General features: G+C 60.1%; 14 protein-coding genes. 4 read left to right on the top strand and 10 right to left on the bottom strand.

Going from position 1 to position 15,378, the window contains the following annotated elements; translation table 11 throughout:
- Nucleotides 1-7: 7 nt before the first annotated feature.
- Nucleotides 8-499 (bottom strand): OmpH family outer membrane protein, encoded by a 492-nt coding sequence (locus ABWU19_RS05525; RefSeq protein WP_435900766.1) that lies wholly within the window; start codon nucleotides 497-499, stop codon nucleotides 8-10.
- Nucleotides 500-623: 124 nt separating this feature from the next.
- Between ABWU19_RS05525 and ABWU19_RS05520 the strand changes: the two genes are divergently transcribed.
- Entirely contained in the window at nucleotides 624-1,061 is a 438-nt protein-coding gene (locus ABWU19_RS05520; RefSeq protein ID WP_435900765.1) for a hypothetical protein, read from the top strand.
- A 232-nt stretch (nucleotides 1,062-1,293) separates the two neighbouring features.
- On the opposite strand, the gene pheA is transcribed toward ABWU19_RS05520, so the two are convergent.
- Nucleotides 1,294-2,136 carry a prephenate dehydratase gene (pheA, locus tag ABWU19_RS05515; RefSeq protein ID WP_435900764.1) on the bottom strand — a complete coding sequence of 281 codons (843 nt, stop codon included), beginning with the start codon at nucleotides 2,134-2,136 and terminating at the stop codon, nucleotides 1,294-1,296.
- An 84-nt stretch (nucleotides 2,137-2,220) separates the two neighbouring features.
- Between pheA and ABWU19_RS05510 the strand changes: the two genes are divergently transcribed.
- Nucleotides 2,221-3,243 carry a lipid II:glycine glycyltransferase FemX gene (locus tag ABWU19_RS05510; RefSeq protein ID WP_435900763.1) on the top strand — a complete coding sequence of 341 codons (1,023 nt, stop codon included), beginning with the start codon at nucleotides 2,221-2,223 and terminating at the stop codon, nucleotides 3,241-3,243.
- 107 nt (nucleotides 3,244-3,350) lie between these two features.
- Here ABWU19_RS05510 and ABWU19_RS05505 read toward each other — a convergent pair whose 3' ends face one another.
- The 6 genes from ABWU19_RS05505 to ABWU19_RS05480 form a co-directional block, all read right to left on the bottom strand.
- Entirely contained in the window at nucleotides 3,351-3,956 is a 606-nt protein-coding gene (locus tag ABWU19_RS05505; RefSeq protein ID WP_435900762.1) for a 3'-5' exonuclease, read from the bottom strand.
- A 26-nt stretch (nucleotides 3,957-3,982) separates the two neighbouring features.
- Entirely contained in the window at nucleotides 3,983-5,788 is a 1,806-nt protein-coding gene (locus ABWU19_RS05500) for a putative nucleotidyltransferase substrate binding domain-containing protein (RefSeq protein WP_435900761.1), read from the bottom strand.
- Between the two features lie 4 nt (nucleotides 5,789-5,792).
- Nucleotides 5,793-6,230 carry a hypothetical protein gene (locus tag ABWU19_RS05495; protein ID WP_435900760.1) on the bottom strand — a complete coding sequence of 146 codons (438 nt, stop codon included), beginning with the start codon at nucleotides 6,228-6,230 and terminating at the stop codon, nucleotides 5,793-5,795.
- A gap of 73 nt (nucleotides 6,231-6,303) precedes the next feature.
- On the bottom strand, nucleotides 6,304-8,031 hold the full coding sequence (locus ABWU19_RS05490) for a sodium:solute symporter family protein (RefSeq protein WP_435900759.1): 1,728 nt from the start codon (nucleotides 8,029-8,031) through the stop codon (nucleotides 6,304-6,306).
- 10 nt (nucleotides 8,032-8,041) lie between these two features.
- Entirely contained in the window at nucleotides 8,042-8,296 is a 255-nt protein-coding gene (locus ABWU19_RS05485; protein WP_435900758.1) for a DUF4212 domain-containing protein, read from the bottom strand.
- 326 nt (nucleotides 8,297-8,622) lie between these two features.
- The gene (locus ABWU19_RS05480) at nucleotides 8,623-11,262 is read right to left on the bottom strand and encodes an AMP-binding protein (RefSeq protein WP_435900757.1); all 2,640 of its coding nucleotides are present in this window, start codon (nucleotides 11,260-11,262) and stop codon (nucleotides 8,623-8,625) included.
- 224 nt (nucleotides 11,263-11,486) lie between these two features.
- On the opposite strand from ABWU19_RS05480, the gene acs reads away from it, so the two are divergent.
- Complete coding sequence (acs, locus tag ABWU19_RS05475; RefSeq protein ID WP_435900756.1) at nucleotides 11,487-13,433, top strand: acetate--CoA ligase; 1,947 nt, start codon at nucleotides 11,487-11,489, stop codon at nucleotides 13,431-13,433.
- An 86-nt stretch (nucleotides 13,434-13,519) separates the two neighbouring features.
- Here the strand turns inward: acs and ABWU19_RS05470 are convergent, their stop codons facing one another.
- The gene (locus ABWU19_RS05470; RefSeq protein WP_435900755.1) at nucleotides 13,520-13,744 is read right to left on the bottom strand and encodes a hypothetical protein; all 225 of its coding nucleotides are present in this window, start codon (nucleotides 13,742-13,744) and stop codon (nucleotides 13,520-13,522) included.
- Between the two features lie 54 nt (nucleotides 13,745-13,798).
- A protein-coding gene (gene prfB, locus ABWU19_RS05465; RefSeq protein ID WP_435900754.1) for a peptide chain release factor 2 occupies nucleotides 13,799-14,900 on the bottom strand; the annotation gives its coding sequence in 2 pieces (ribosomal slippage) (nucleotides 13,799-14,848 and nucleotides 14,850-14,900; 1,101 coding nt in all).
- Between the two features lie 106 nt (nucleotides 14,901-15,006).
- Between prfB and ABWU19_RS05460 the strand changes: the two genes are divergently transcribed.
- Nucleotides 15,007-15,282, top strand: coding sequence for a hypothetical protein (locus ABWU19_RS05460; RefSeq protein WP_435900753.1), 276 nt, complete (start codon nucleotides 15,007-15,009; stop codon nucleotides 15,280-15,282).
- The last annotated feature ends 96 nt before the right edge of the window (nucleotides 15,283-15,378 follow it).

The raw sequence follows: 15,378 nt of genomic DNA, 5'->3' as shown, positions 1-15,378 counted from the left end.
TTCTCCGTTATTTGGGTAAGGCCCGCACGATGGCCTGGGTCAAATCGAGCTCCTGTGCGGCATAAACAACCAGGCCACTGCTGGCGGCAATCTCCTGATCCAACACAATAGCAAAACCTTGCTCCTTGGCAACCTTGCCAATAACCTTGTCGATATCCTCTGTGATGGGCCGGAGGGCGGCGTTTTGCTGCTCGCCCCACTTCTGGCCCGCCGCTTCCAGGCTCTGGGCTGCGGTGCGGTAGGCTTGCTGTTCCTGGGCGGTTGCGTTGCCGGTGCGAAGTTTGGCATCCAGGGACTGCAACTGCTCGCGAAGGGGCTTGAGTTCCGCTTCGGCTTTGGTTTGAATTTCCCTCACCTTAGCAAACTGGGGATGGGCTTCTACCACAGCCCTGGCGTTGAGGTAGCCAATCTTGTTGGCTGTGGGTTGGGTTTGTGCCACCAGCAGGCTGCTCAAGAGTAATCCGGCCAGGATTGGCACAAACAGTGAAAATCGCTTCATACGCGCCATACTGTAAGGGCAGGCCCTTAGCGTAGCGTGAGAGCTAAGCCACTGGTCATTTAGGCCAGGCTGGGCTATGGTATCGCCTGTGAGGTTTGAAACCTCAAAACCAGAGGTGTGTGTCATGAAACGTTTGCCTGTTCTGATAGCCTTGTTGTTGCTGGCCTTTGCCTCTACAGGTTTTGCCCAAAGGTCCTTCCAGCTTCGTATCTCGGTGCCCTCGCCAGCCCTGGGGTTTGGCCTCGAGGCCAACCTTCAGCGTGACCTGGTGGCCCTGATCTACGGCGATGTGATTTTTCAGGGGCCCGCCTTCCTGATCGGGGGCGAGGTGCTTTTTAAGCCCGACCTGGGCCAGTTTGACCGGGATCTACGGGGCATCAAGCCCTACTTTGGCGGCGGCTTAGGCCTGCGCCTGCCCAATGCCAACTTTGCCCTGACCCTGGACGCTGGGCTCGAGTTTGCCCTCGACCGCGATACAGGTCTGTTTATTGGGGGCCAGAGCATTTTCCCCTTTAACGGTTCGCCGTATGGGCGCGTATTGCTTGGAGCTACTTTCCGCTAGCCCCAAGTTATACGAACTCCACCTGAAGCTTTCTGTTTAGGGTAGGCCAAAACCAACCGGATGCCAGAGCAGCTCTTGGCGCAGCTTCAGGTGGGGCCCCAGCAAAAAAACAAATCAAAGACATTTCTTACATGCACAGTACCTGAAACCTGCGGCTCCTCAAGCGCAAGCCCCAGCAGGGGGTGAAAATCAAGCTGTTTTTGCCAGGCGTCCCACAGGAGGGGCGCCTGCTTTATGGCTCCTTGAGAAGACCCCAGCTGGTTACGGCGGGGTATGAGCCCAGCACCTTGACAAACGAAGCCCGGCGCAAAAGGGTTAGCAAAGCCTGGGAGGGCCCTGGGTCTTCGGCGTGGCCCTCGAAGTCGGCGTAGAAAATAGGGGAGAAAGGGCGGTCGGGGTCGCGGCGCGGACGTGACTCGAGCTTGGTCAGATTGATGCCCTGGTCAGCAAAAGCTTGTAAGGCAGCCAGCAACTCGCCAGGCCGGTGGCGGGTTGTAAAAACCACCGAGGTTTTGTACGGGCCTTCCTGGCGGGGCAAATCTTCCCGCGAAAGCACAAAGAAGCGGGTGTAGTTGCCAATAAAGTCCTGAATGCCCTCGGCCAGCACTGCCAGGCCGTAGCGCTCGGCGGCGCGCCGGCTGGCAATGGCGGCCAGGCCGGGCTGGGGGTGCTCGGCCAGCTCGCGGGCGGCTCCGGCGGTGTCGTAGACGGGTTCGGCCTCGAGCTTGTAGCGGGCAATAAAGCCGTCGCACTGGGCCAGGCCCTGGGGGTGGCTCTTGACCTTGCGAATCTCTTCCAGGCGGGTTCCAGGCGGGGCCAGCAGGCAGTGGTCGACCTTCAATACCAGCTCGCCGACCACATGCAGGTCGGTCTCGAGCAGCAAATCATAGGTCTGGTTGATGATGCCGGCGGTGGTGTTTTCTACCGGTACTACCCCCAGGTCAACTTCGTGATTGGATACCGCCGAAAATACCTGATGAAAGGTGGGCAAGCCAATGGTCTGTGCATTTGGGAAGGCTTTGAGCGAGGCTTCTTCGCTGTAGGCACCCTCGGTTCCCTGGAAAGCAATACGCATAACTTAGCTCAGTATAAGTTTTTCCCCGACCCCACATAAAGGGTGTTGTCCATGCGCCCCTTTTGTGGGGCATAATGGTAGCCTGTGTTGAGATTGGAACCCATTTCCCAGGCTGCTATCTGGAACCAGATGGTGTCATCGTTGCCTATTGCCAGCGCTTTACAGTCGTGGGGCTGGGGTGAGGTCAAAAAACTTTCGGGCTGGCAGCCGGAGCGCTGGGCGGTATTTGATGGTGAGCAGCTGATCGCAGCGGCCCAGCTTTTTCGGCGGCGGTTGGTGGGGCCGCTCTCAATGCTTTATGCCCCCCGTGGGCCGGCCCTGCGGGAGCTGGACGACCTGCCCAGGGTGGTCGAGGCCTTGAAGCAAAAAGCAAATGGGGTGGTGTATCTGAAGCTCGAGCCCGAAGTTGGAATTCCTGCTCGCCAGCCAGTTAAGGAGTTCCCCCAGGCCCACATCGAAGAGACCATTCAACCCGAATACTCCATCTGGCTCGACCTGAGGCAGGGCCGCGAAGGGCTGCTGGCACAGATGGACAACATGCACCGGCGCAACACCAAGCTGGCCGAAAAGCGGGTGGTTACCAGCATCGAGGGCATGGAGGCCTTCGAGGAATTCTGGCAGTTGTTCGAGGAAACCAACCGCCGGGCCAGGCTCCTGCAGCACGCCAAAGCCTACTATCAGACCGTTTTGCGCGAGATGAACCAGCCTCTGGGGGAGGCTTTTATTTCCATTGCCCGCCTGGAGGGCAGGGCCCTGGCCGCCGGCTTGTTTGTGGCCTTTGCAGGAAAAGTGGACTACCTTTATGGCGGAAGCAGCCGCGAGAACTCCAACGCCAAGGCCCCCAATGGCATGCACTGGGGGGCCATGCAGTGGGGCATCGAGAAGGGGTACCGCATTTACGACTTATGGGGTGTGCCACGCCAGACCGAAGGCAGCCACGCTGCCGGCATCGATGCCTTCAAAGAAGGTTTTGGTGGGCAGCGGGTGCGATTCCCATCTTATGATGTGGCCCTGTCGCCCCTTTATGGGCCTATTAAAAAGGCTTTGCGCCTGAGGAAAAGCTGGATTAACTACCGAACTCGAGGCACCACCCGCGATGTGCTGTAGGGTTTTGCAGGGTGCGGTTTCCGACCGGCAGCGTCAGGTTTCGGCTTCTGGGCGCTTCTCCCGAAGCTAGCCCAATTTTGGTCGTTTGGCTCAGGCTTTTCGGGAAATCAGGTGAGCTGGCGCAGGGTTTGTGCTTGTAGCTGATGCCGAAGCACCAGAAACAGCTCGGCTGTTGCTAGCGCGTCCCACAGGGCATGGTGCTCGAGGTGGGGGGGCAGGCCGAGCAGGGCCCTGGCCGCCCCCAGTCCACTGGGATAGGGCTTGCTGTGGGGCTCGAGCCGCCGCCGTCGCTCGCTTAGTCTGGCCAGCAGCACCGCGGTGTCCACCACCACGGGTTTTATCCAGGGCCGCCCCAGGGCCTTATAGCTCTGCCGCAAAAACCCCAAATCTACCGAGCCGAAGTGCAAAAGCAGCACATCCTGGCCAATTCGTTGCTGTATTTCATCGAGCACTTCAGGCAAGGCCGGTGCTGTTTCTAGCTCGCCGGGCAGGATGTGATGGGCCTTGATGCCCTCAACCGAAAGGGCCTCGGGGTGTGCTGGCCTCACCAGACTATAAAAGTGTGCACCGAACTCGATAACCCCGTTTCGGATGGGAACCATTCCCACCGATAGAATTTGATCAGAAGGGTTCAGTCCGCTGGTTTCCAGGTCCAATGCCCAGTAGTTAACCGTGTTCCAGGCGGGGCTTTTGCGAAAGGGCCACAGGTTCATAGAGGTGTTGTCAGGCGCTGGCGCTGCTAGCCCAGCCGGTCTGTTTGGAAGCGGTGGCTCATGGACTCCTGCATTTCGCGTATCTGTAAAAAGGCCTCCTTGAGGTGACGGCGCTCGAGCGTAGATAGGCGCTCTAGTTGAATCTTGTTGTTGGGCGGGAGCCCCTGCCGCAAACTGGTCAGCTGCTGACGCAGCCTTAAACGCATCAGAAAACCGAAGGCTTCAATGAGGGTCTCGGCCCCTTCCTGGCTCAGCTTGTTCTTGTGGGCTGCGGCCCTTAGGCGCTCAACGGTTCCTTTGGCGAGGCTACCTGCTTCCAGGGCATATACCCGGGCCAGGCTGACGATGGGGGCGATACCCCCCTTCTTGATATCCACGCCACCGTCTTCTTCCTTAATTCGCCGGAGAAACCCGATGGGGGGCCGAAACTGCAAAGAAGCCCTGGCCAGGTGCGCCAAAAAGATTCCCTGCTCACCGCTGGTAGCCACTATTTTGTCCAGGGCTTCTAGCGAAAGCTCGCCGTGAACCTTGCGGAAATCGAAGAAAATCTGGGCCTCGAGCAACTCCTGCGGGGTGGGGGTCTCGACCCAGTGCTGGAAGAGCTTTTGCCACTCCGAGATGGGTTTGCGCCAGTGGGTGGCCATATAACCGCCAGGGCAGGGAGGAAAGCCAGCCTGAATCAGGCCGCCCACCACATACTCGGCTAGCTCGGCAAAGTAGCGCCTCGCTTCGGGGCTTTCCTCGGCATAGACCAGGGCATTGTCCTGGTCGGTGAGCAGGGCCTGTTCCATGCGCCCTTCGGAACCGAAGACAATCCAGGCGTAAGGTGCAGGGGGCGCACCCAGGTGCTCTTCGGCCAGTTGAAGCAAGATGCGAATTAACTGATCGTTGAGCGAGCTGACACTGCGGCCAATTTCGCTGACCCCCAGGCCCCCTGCAAAAAGAGACTCGGCGATTCCACTGAGTTCTTTGGCGTAGCCTTTCAGCTCAGCCGGGCTGCGGGTTCGCTCGAGCCGCCGCAGCAGGTGAAGCGGGCTTCTGGCCTGCTGCCGCATGAAAACGGTATCGGTTATCACGCCCACAACCTTGCCGTCTTGCTCGAGCGGCAGGTGGTGAATGCCCTGGGCCACCATAAAAGAGAGGGCTTCAAATAAGGGGGTGCTGGCTGGCAGGGTTTTGGCAGGGGCGCTCATCACCTCAAGCAAAGGGGTATCGGGGCCTTTCCCTACGGCCAGCACCCGGTTACGCAGGTCGCGGTCGGTCAGGATGCCCATTGGACTGCCCTCGACCAGCACCGAGCTGATCTGGTGTTCACGCATTACTTCTGCGGCTTTTTGCACCGTGGCATGGCGCGCGACGAATACCGGCGGTCGGGTTATCAGCTCGCCCACTGGTAAGCTGAGGTCTATACTGGTCAGCTCGAGGCCCTCGCGCTGCGTTGCCAGACGCAGGCGCTCTGCCAGGCCCTTGGTGAAAAACTCGGCAAACGGGCGATGCTCCATCAGCTTATGGAAGACCTTTTCTGGCCAGCGGTAGACCAGCAGGTCTTCCTCAGCAATTACGTCAAAGGTGGGGGAATCTTGCGAGATGAGGGATGGGTAGCCAAAAACCTCCCCCTCTTCCAGATGAACCACAGCTAGACCATCGCGCTCGAGGCGGGCCACACCCTTTCGAATCATGTACAGGTGCTGGCTTTTGGGGCCGGTGCGGGATAGAACCTTGCTGCCCTTGGGAAAAAAGGTAATCTCCAGACCCCGTTCTACCTGGCCGAGGGCCTCACTCGGCAGCAGGTGAAATGGTGGATGTGCAAGAATGAAATCAAGCGGGTTCACAGAATTATTTTGCCGACTTTAAAGAGGAATTTTGCCCCTCTTCTGGCACCCGGATAATCAGACCAGAGCTGAGCCATGCCGATAGGGGCAGGATGATGCTCAGGGCCTGGTTGGCCCCGGAAAACACCTGCAAGGTGTAGCCAAAAAGCAAGGCGGGCAGCAACAGAAAAAAGATTCTGAAAATCCGCTCGAGGCCAGGTGTGGGCGGTAGAGGCCAGAAGCGCGAAAAGACCAGCCCCAACAACCCGCCCAGCACCACCGCCGAGGCAATACGCAAAAGGTCGAGGGGGGTAGGGAAGGGCCATCCGGTCAAATAATGTCCGACCACATAAAACAAAAACAAAAACGCCGTAATCCCCACCAGCAGCCGCAACAAACGCAAGGTTAGGTTGGGGGGTACATAGACATTGCTCTTCTTTATTGGCTCGAGGTTTTTGCTCATGACCGTTGGACGATATTACATCATCCGAATGTTGAGAAGAACGGGGTGGGCACCTGCCCACCCCGTTCTTGGTTTAGTGGTAGTGCGCGTCCTTGGCACCGCGCGGAATCCGCACCGACTCTACCAGATCCTGCACATCTTTGGGTGGTTCGGGGGTCATGCGCGAAACAATAATGGTGATCGCGAGGTTGAGCAGCATGCCTACTGCACCGATGCCCTCCGGGCTCACGCCAAAGAACCAGCGCGGCATACCGAAGTAACTTGTTCCGATGATGTAGGTCGCGGTGAAGATCAGACCCACCACCATGCCAGCAATGGCACCTTCACGCGTGGTTCGTTTATCAAAGATACCCAGCAAAATGGCCGGGAAGAAACTGCTGGCAGCCAGACCAAAGGCAAAGGCTACCAGTTGGGCGATAAAGCCCGGCGGGTTCTGACCGAAATACCCCGCGACCAACACGGCCAGCAGTATCCCCACCCGGGCAATCAGCAGGCGCTGGCCCTCGGAAGCCCGCGGGTTGATGATCCGGTAATACAGGTCGTGTGAGAGCGCCGAGGAGATTACGATTAGCAGGCCGGAAGCCGTCGAGAGGGCCGCGGCCAGACCGCCCGCCGCCACCAGGGCGATGATGATGGGGGCCAGCTTGGCAACCTCGGGCGTAGACAGCACGATGATGTCGTTGTTGATAAAGACTTCGTTTTTAGACTTTTCGTTGGGGCTTTTGAAGTCGGGGCGGTTGGTGCCCGGAATCAGATTAAAGGCCCGGCCAGGAGCAACGGTAAGCTTGCCATCGCCGTCTTTATCTACAAACTGCAACAGCTTGGTTTTTTCCCATTTGGCCACCCAGTCGATCTGCTTAACTTCCTCTATGCTTTTGCCGTGCAGGGTGTTAATCAGGTTGTAGCGGGCAAAAACCGATACGGCGGGTGCGGTGGTGTACAGCAGGGCGATGAAAAGCAAGGCCCATCCAGCCGACGAACGCGCATCCTTTACCGTGGGCACGGTGTAGAAGCGGATGATGACGTGAGGCAGACCCGCCGTTCCAAACATTAGCGTGACCGTGATCAACAGGATGTTGAGCATGTCAAAGCTCTGGAAGGGCTGGGTGTACTGGGTAAAACCAAGGTCTACTTGGAGCTGGTTGAGCCGGGTGGTGATGTCGCTAAAGGTCAGGGCCAGCTGGGGGATGGGGTTGCCGGTGAGGATGCTGGAGATGGCAAAAGCCGGGATCAAAAAGGCGATGATCAGAACCGTATACTGTGCGGCCTGGGTCCAGGTAATGCCTTTCATGCCCCCAAGCACCGCGAACATGGCCGTTACCGCTACCCCAATCCACAGACCGGTAACGCTGGGCACGCCCAGGTAGCGGGCGAAGACCGTACCCACCCCTACCAGCTGGGGGATGACGTACACGAACGAGACGAACACCGCCGCAATCACCGCCACCACCCGCGCCGTCTGGGAGTAATAGCGGTCGCCAACGAAGTCCGGTACGGTAAACTTGCCAAACTTGCGCAGGTAGGGGGCCAGCAACAAGGCCAGAAGTACGTAGCCGCCGGTCCAGCCCATCAGGTAGATGGTGCCGTCGTAGCCCAGGGTGGAGATCAGGCCGGCCATCGAGATAAAGCTGGCCGCACTCATCCAGTCAGCGGCGGTAGCCATACCGTTGGCGATGGGGGGCACACCGCGACCGGCCACATAAAAGCCCTCTGTCTCGCGCACCCGAGCCCAGATACCGATCCCGATGTAAAGAGCAAAAGTCAACAGGACTACCGTCCAGGTCCAGAGTTCTACGCTCATTGGGCTCCTCCTATTCGTGGACGTCGAACTGCTGGTCGATCTTGTTCATCTGCGTAACGTAGATGAAGATCAAGATCACGAAGATGATGATGGCCCCCTGGTGGGCAAACCAGAAACCCAGCGGAAGCGCTCCGAGCTTGAAGTTGTTCAGGAACTGCACCAACACTATCCCAAAGCCGTATGAAACCACCGCCCAGACGATGAGCAAGTTACGGATGAGGGTGGTGTTGGCCTTCCAGTACGCATCGGCCTTTGCTTTATCCATACCTACCTCCATGTAACACAAGTCCGGCCACCAACGTAGTTTGGGTGGGTGCTTTCGTGCGTTTCAGACTTGCGCCATGAATCTAACACCGAGATTGTGCTCTGGCAAGATATTTGCAGTTTTTGTATATCTGCGAAAAGCAGTGCAATTATTTTGTTTAATGAGCGTGGCTCTGCGTGTCGCCGATGGATTAATCTATGCCATTGGGGCATGGAAAACCCGTTGGTGTGGCGAAAATCCAGCATTCTGCCATTGGATTGAGCGTAGAACTGCGAATCTGGGTCATCGAAGACCATAAACACACCCAATGCATCGATAAGTTTTTCTTATTCCTCGAGCGTGCTCAAGTCACCGGGGTCGCGCCCCATCTCCTGGGCCTTGAGCAGCCGGCGCAGGATTTTGCCGCTCTTGGTTCTTGGCAACTGGTCGATAATTTCCACCGCAGTTTGCAGGTGAATGTTGCCAAGCTGACGGCGCAGGTGGGCTTGCAGCTTGTCGGCCAGGATGGCGCGCACCTCGAGGCTGGCTTCGCGGGTTTTGAGCACCACATACACCTTAATCACCTCGCCTAGATCGGGGTTGGCAAGCCCCACCGCGGCCACCTCGGCCACCGAGGGGTGTGCGAGCATGGCCCCTTCGATCTCGGCAGTTCCGATGCGCATCTCTCCGGCCTTGATCACGTCGTCCGAACGGCCCAGCAGCGCGATATAGCCCTCGCTGTCCCGTACAGCCATGTCGCCCGTGCTGTAGCAGCCCGGAATGCGGCGCCACTGCTCGAGGTAGCGCTCGTCGTTGTTCCAGAAGGTGCGCATAAAGTGCGGGAAGGGCTGGCAGAGGACCAGGTGCCCTTTTTGCCCGGGCGGCAGCTCGCGTCCTGAGGCGTCCACCACCCGCACCTCCACCCCCGGTAGGGGGAGGCCCGCCTTACCAGGTTTGGCAGGCATGCACACCGGAGTAGAAAGACAGGGGCCGCCGGTCTCGGTCTGCCACCAGTGATCCAGCACGTGGCCCAGGTGTTTGGCGGCCCAGTGCCAGACCTCGGGGGCCAGGTACTCGCCCACGCTGGCCACCAAACGCAGGTCGGACAGATGGGCCTTCTGGGCAAACTCGTCGCCGTGCTTGCGCAGGGTGCGCAGCCAGGTGGGGCTGATGATCAGCACATTGACCCCGCAATCCTCCAGCGTCTCGTAGAAGCTGCTGGCGTCGGGGTAGTCGAGCCGCTCGGCCCGCAGCACCGTGGTCAGGCCCTCCAGCAAAGGGGCGTACAGGCCGTAGCTGTGCCCCACAATCCAGGAGAGGTCGGCGGTGGCCCAGGAGATCTCGCCCTCTTTCAGGTCGAACAGGTTGCGCAGATGGTAGGTGATGCCCACCATGTAGCCCCCGTGCACGTGCACCACGCCCTTGGGTTTGCCGGTAGAGCCCGAAGTGTACAGGATAAACAGGGGATGCTCGCTGTCTACCGGCAGGGCGGGGGTGGTGGGCCGGTGGGCCTCGAGCAAATCCCAGAATTCCAGCGCTTGGCGGGTTCCCCCCCGGCTACACCACAGCACCGGTATATCCAGCCCCTGGGTGGCTTCCTCGAGCAGCTGGGTAAAGTGCAGGGTGCGCCCGCCCTGGTACATCCGGTCGGCGGCCACCAGCAAGCGGGCCTGGGTGTCCTGCAGGCGCTCGCGCAGGGCCTGGCTGCTGAGCCCGGCGGGAACCGCTACGTGCACCGCCCCGATGCGGGCACAGGCCAGAAAGGTCAGGGCCATCTCCAGCCCGGTGGGCATGTATACGGCCACCCGGTCGCCGGGTTTGATGCCCAGCGACAAAAGCCCCCCGGCCAGGCGGGCGGTAAGGTCGCGCAGCTCGCGGTAGGTGAGCTTATGTACCGTGCCATCGCCGGCCAGGGCCATGAGGGCCAGCTGGTTGCGGCGGGGGCCATCGGCGTGCCGGTCTAAGGCGTTGTAGGTGATGTTGGTGGTCGCACCGACGAACCAGCGGTGGTAGGGCAGTTCGACTTCCCGCACCCGCTTCCAGGGGTTGAACCAGTGGAAGCGTTCGGCCCAGGCACCCCAGAAAGCCTCGGGCTGCTCGAGGCTTCTGCGGTACTCAGAGGCGTAGTCTTTGAGGTTGGCCTGCTCCACCAGCGGCCTGGGCGCCCAGACCGGGGTTTCCTCGCTGGACGAACCCAGGTAAACCGGCTCGCTGGATGGGAGGGGCTTGGCCTCCTGAGGGGCCTCTTCCACCATGGCGCGGCTGGAGGCGGCCCGGGCCACCTCCTGCACAGCCTGCACCAGCCGGGTAAAGGCATATGGGAAGCGCCTCGAGGGCACCACCACCCCAAAGGCCCCCATCACCGCACCATCCCGGCCAAAAATGGGCGCAGCCACCCCGGAGATGCCGTCGGCGTGCTCCTCAATCTCCACGGCAAAGCCCATCTGGCGCACCTTGGCCAGTTCTTCCTCGAGGGTCAGGGGGTCGGTGATGGTGAGCCGCGTAAAAGCCTTCAGGTTTTGCAGGTGCGGGGCCTGGGCCTGGCTGTCCATATAGGCCAGCACGGCCTTGCCCAGGGCCAGGGCATGAAAGCCCTCGGCCACCTGATCCTCCAGCCCGGCCAGCTTGGGCAAGCCCTGCCGCCCACGGGTGGACAGGCGCAACCGGCCCTCGCGGTCGAGCAGGGCCAGGTAGGTGCGTTCGCGGGTTCTAAGGTAAAGCTCCTCCAGCGCATCGGATAGCTTCTCGGGCTCGGCCAGGCGGGCAGCAGATGGAGCCAGGGCCGTCTTGGAGAGGCGGTAGGTGCTGCCCTCCCGTTCGGCAAAGCCTTCCGAGACCAGGCTGGCCAGCAGTGCATAGGCGGTGGACAGGCTTTTGCCCAGAAAAGCGGCCAGCCGGGCGGCCTCCACGCCTTCGGGGTGCTCGGCCAGATAGGCCAGTACCCGAAGCGCAGCTTGAACGGTGGTAAGTTTGCGACTTTGTGCCATAGACCGGATCTGGTTTGTGCGCCAGCAGCCGTTAAAGAGGACCGGCGCAGACTTGCTTGGGTTCTGGGGCTATGATGGCCTGGTGGGTTCCCACTGTCAAGTAATGGTTCAATTCCTACATTTGCCAAAGCTTGCTTTTTCTTGACGCAAGCTTCCAGCCCGCCTATGCTCACCAACAAAAGACCCCTATAGCCAGCAGTCTGGCTCGAGCCCGAGAGGTGACTATGGAAAAAATCGAAGCGATTTTGAAAGAGGAGCGGGTTTTTCAACCCTCCCAAGCTTTCCGGCAAGCAGCCCGCATCAACCGGCTCGAGGACTACGAAGCCCTGTACCGCGAGAGCCTCGAGCAACCCGAGCAGTTCTGGAGCCGGGTGGCCTCCGAGCTACACTGGTTCAAACCCTGGGACAAGGTGCTCGAGTGGAACCCCCCGAACGCCAAATGGTTCATTGGGGGAGCACTTAACCTCTCCTACAACTGCCTGGATCGCCACCTGGCAACCCGCGGCAACAAAGCGGCCATCATCTTCGAGGGAGAGCCGGGCGACTCGCGCATCCTGACCTACCAGCAACTGCACCGCGAGGTGAGCAAGTTCGCCAACGTGCTCAAGGGGCTGGGGGTGCAGAAGGGCGACCGGGTTACCATCTACCTGCCCATGATTGCCGAGGCGGCCATTGCCATGCTGGCCTGCGCCCGCATTGGGGCGGTGCACTCGGTGGTGTTTGGTGGGTTTTCGGCCTCGGCCCTGGCCGACCGCATCAACGATGCCCAGGCCAGGGTGCTCATCACCGCCGACGGCGGCTGGCGGCGCGGGAGCGTGGTTCCCCTCAAAGCCAACAGCGACGAGGCCCTGACGGATGCAAAATCCATCGAGCAGGTGGTGGTGGTTCGGCGAACCGGCCACGAGGTGCACATGGAGCCGGGCCGCGACCACTGGTACCACGAGCTCATGGCCGCCGCTTCCCCCGACTGCCCACCCGAGCCTATGGATGCCGAAGACCCCCTTTTCATCCTGTACACCTCGGGTTCTACCGGCAAGCCCAAAGGGGTCATGCACACCACCGGCGGTTACTCGGTCTATACCTACCTGACCGCCCAGTACATCTTCGATCTTAAAGAAACCGACACCTACTTCTGCACCGCCGATGTGGGCTGGATTACCGGCCACAGCTACGTGGTGTATGGCCTGCTGCAAAACGGCGCCACCACCCTGATGTACGAAGGGGCCCCCAACGCCCCGGACGAAGGGCGCATCTGGAACATCATCGAAAAGTACAGCGTGAGCATCCTGTACACGGCCCCCACCGCCATCCGGGCCTTCATGAAGTGGGGCGAGCAGTGGCCCCTCAAGTACAACCTCTCGAGCCTGCGCCTGCTGGGCTCGGTGGGGGAGCCCATCAACCCCGAAGCCTGGCTGTGGTACTACAAGGTCATCGGCAAGGAACGCTGCCCCATTGTGGACACCTGGTGGCAGACCGAGACCGGCGGCATCATGATTACCACCCTGCCCGGCGTGCACCCCATGAAGCCCGGCCATGCGGGCAAGCCCTTCTTTGGGGTGCAGCCTCAAGTAGTGGACACCTCGGGCCAGCCCGTCAGCAACCCCGACGAGGGCGGCCACCTGATAATCCAGAAGCCCTGGCCCTCCATGTTGCGCACGGTCTGGGGCGACCCCGAGCGCTTTGAGCGCCAGTATTTCTCCCAGTACCCCGGCAACTACTTCACCGGCGACGGGGCCCGGCGCGACGCCGATGGCTACTTTTTGATTCTGGGCCGGGTAGACGATGTGCTCAATGTTTCGGGCCACCGCCTGGGCACCATGGAAGTGGAAAGCGCCCTGGTCTCGCACCCCGCGGTGGCCGAGGCCGCGGTGGTGGGCCGCCCTGACCCCATCAAGGGCGAGGGCATTGTGGCCTTTGTAACCCTCAAGACCGGCCAAACTCCTAGCGCCGAGCTGGCCCAGGAGCTCAAGGCCCACGTGGTCAAGGCCATTGGGGCCATTGCCCGCCCCGACGAGATTCGACTGACCGATGCCCTGCCCAAAACCCGCTCGGGCAAGATTATGCGCCGTCTGCTGCGGCAGGTGGCCTCGGGCGAGGAGATCAAGGGCGACACCAGCACCCTGGAAGACCGCGCCGTGGTGGAGCGGCTGAAGTCTACGCCCGCCCAATAAACCCGCAAAACCAAGGCCCTACGCGCTGCGTGGGGCTTTCTTGGGCTTTCGCCCAAGCGAAGAAATAGGGCAGAGTGGCGCTTCCTCTATGGCTTGCGGTTGATCTCTTCCAACACCTGGCGCCACTTATCCTGCCACCACGCTTTAGGGCTCAGCATTCGCACTGTGCTCAGTATCTCCCAGTCGTTTTCTTCGCGGGCTATCTGCAATAGCTGCGGCCACAGCCGCTCGAAATCCTCACGGGTGTAGTGGCCCTCCCGGTACAGGAAGTATATCTCGTCGTTTAGGTCGGAAACTAAGCGAGGAGCCATAGTTGCCCCAATAAGGCATCTTGTTTGTGAAGTACAGCGTTGCCACGATCTGGGCTAGTCTTCAGTGGCGGTGCTGGCCGCTGTTTCTCTGCGTCCGGCCTTCCACTCCAGCCCGGCCCAGATGAGGCTCTCGAGGTCGCCGTCCAGCACGTTTTCGGGGTCGTGGCGCATCTCGCCGGTGCGATGGTCTTTGATGTACTGCTTGTCCAGCACGTAGCTGCGAATCTGGCTGCCCCACTCGATGGGGCGGGCCTCTCCGCGTAGCCGGGCCAGCTCCTCCTGCTTCTTTTTGAACTCGATCTCGAAGAGCTTGGAGCGCAGGATGTTCATGGCCATCTCTTTGTTCTTCTGCTGGCTGCGGGTAACCTGGCACTTCACGATGATGCCGGTGGGCAGGTGCACCACCCGCACCGCCGAGTCGGTGGTGTTGACGCCCTGGCCGCCTTTGCCCTGCGAGCGCATCACATCAATCCGCAGGTCTTCGGGGTCAATCTGCACGTCCACCGATTCGTCTACCTCGGGCATTACTTCCACCGCGGCGAAGCTGGTCTGGCGCTTGCCCTGGGCGTTGAAGGGGGAAGGGCGTACCAGGCGGTGGACCCCGGCTTCGGCAGAGAGCAGGCCGAAGGCGTTTTCGCCCCGCACGATAAACTGGGCCTGGTCGATTCCGGCCTCGGCGCCGGGCTCTAAGTCCACCAGTTCCACGCTAAAACCCATGCGCTCGGCAAAGCGGGTGTACATGCGGTAAAGCATCTGGGCCCAGTCGCAGGCCTCGGTTCCGCCCGCGCCCGGCTTGATGGTCACGATGGCGGCATTTTCGGCATAGGGAAAACCCAGCAGGGTCTGGTGGTAGAGGTCTTCCAGCTCACGCCCGGCTCGAGCGAGTTCGGGCTGCATCTGCTCCCGCTCCTCGGGCGAAAGCTCCGGCCAGAGCTCCAGCAGCCCTTGCAGGTCGGACTCCAGGCGCCTGTAGCCTTCTACCACCTTGCGCAACCGGGCCGACTCTTGCGAGACCTTGCGGGCGTGGGCGGGGTCGTTCCAAAGGTTGGGGTCGTTGATCTGCTGATCGAGTTCACTTAAGCGGGCTTCTTTGCCAGCGATGTCAAAGATACCCCCGAAGGGCCTCGAGCCGGTGTTTTAGGGTCTCTAAATCCATAACACCTGAGTGTAGGTGAACCTGTTATGAAGGTCAAATTTGGTTGACAGTTTTGGAAAGCCCCGTTAGATTATGATGAGAAAAAACATAACCCAAGGAGCTTCTTATGGAAGAAAAACAGAAGAATGAGCAGCAGGTTGTTGTTCAGCAAATCAAAGATATGGAGCCCTTTTCCATTGGCGGAATAATCGTGGTTTTTGTGCTTTGCATGTTGCTTACGCCGATAGTAGGGTTGATTGCCTACCTTTTTTTCTCTTCCAGCGCGCCGGTGAAGGCTCGACAGAGCGCTATCATCGCCCTTGTTTCTTTGGGAATTTGGGTTTTGTTTTTCGTTTTGCTCGGCGTTGGTGCAATGCTTACTATTGCCAGTTTGGGGGTGTGAAAAGGGGGTGTGTCCTGGATTTAGGCAACTAGGCTGCAGCGGGGAAAGCGGCGTGTCGGACGGCGTGGAAAGGTATGACGGGGCTGTGGGAGAAGA

The organism is Meiothermus cerbereus (assembly GCF_051297115.1).
Classification (GTDB): Bacteria; Deinococcota; Deinococci; order Deinococcales; family Thermaceae; genus Meiothermus; species Meiothermus cerbereus_A.
Note: the sequence above shows the minus strand (reverse complement) of the source record. Positions and strands in the feature narration are given on the sequence as shown.

Bases quoted from the DNA above. Each gene is read 5' to 3' on its own strand.
- ABWU19_RS05525 (WP_435900766.1), bottom strand. From the start codon at position 499: ATGAAGCGATTTTCACTGTTTGTGCCAATCCTGGCCGGATTACTCTTG.
- ABWU19_RS05520 (WP_435900765.1), top strand. From the start codon at position 624: ATGAAACGTTTGCCTGTTCTGATAGCCTTGTTGTTGCTGGCCTTTGCC.
- pheA (WP_435900764.1), bottom strand. From the start codon at position 2,136: ATGCGTATTGCTTTCCAGGGAACCGAGGGTGCCTACAGCGAAGAAGCC.
- ABWU19_RS05505 (WP_435900762.1), bottom strand. From the start codon at position 3,956: ATGAACCTGTGGCCCTTTCGCAAAAGCCCCGCCTGGAACACGGTTAAC.
- ABWU19_RS05495 (WP_435900760.1), bottom strand. From the start codon at position 6,230: ATGAGCAAAAACCTCGAGCCAATAAAGAAGAGCAATGTCTATGTACCC.
- ABWU19_RS05490 (WP_435900759.1), bottom strand. From the start codon at position 8,031: ATGAGCGTAGAACTCTGGACCTGGACGGTAGTCCTGTTGACTTTTGCT.
- ABWU19_RS05485 (WP_435900758.1), bottom strand. From the start codon at position 8,296: ATGGATAAAGCAAAGGCCGATGCGTACTGGAAGGCCAACACCACCCTC.
- ABWU19_RS05480 (WP_435900757.1), bottom strand. From the start codon at position 11,262: ATGGCACAAAGTCGCAAACTTACCACCGTTCAAGCTGCGCTTCGGGTA.
- acs (WP_435900756.1), top strand. From the start codon at position 11,487: ATGGAAAAAATCGAAGCGATTTTGAAAGAGGAGCGGGTTTTTCAACCC.
- ABWU19_RS05470 (WP_435900755.1), bottom strand. From the start codon at position 13,744: ATGGCTCCTCGCTTAGTTTCCGACCTAAACGACGAGATATACTTCCTG.
- ABWU19_RS05460 (WP_435900753.1), top strand. From the start codon at position 15,007: ATGGAAGAAAAACAGAAGAATGAGCAGCAGGTTGTTGTTCAGCAAATC.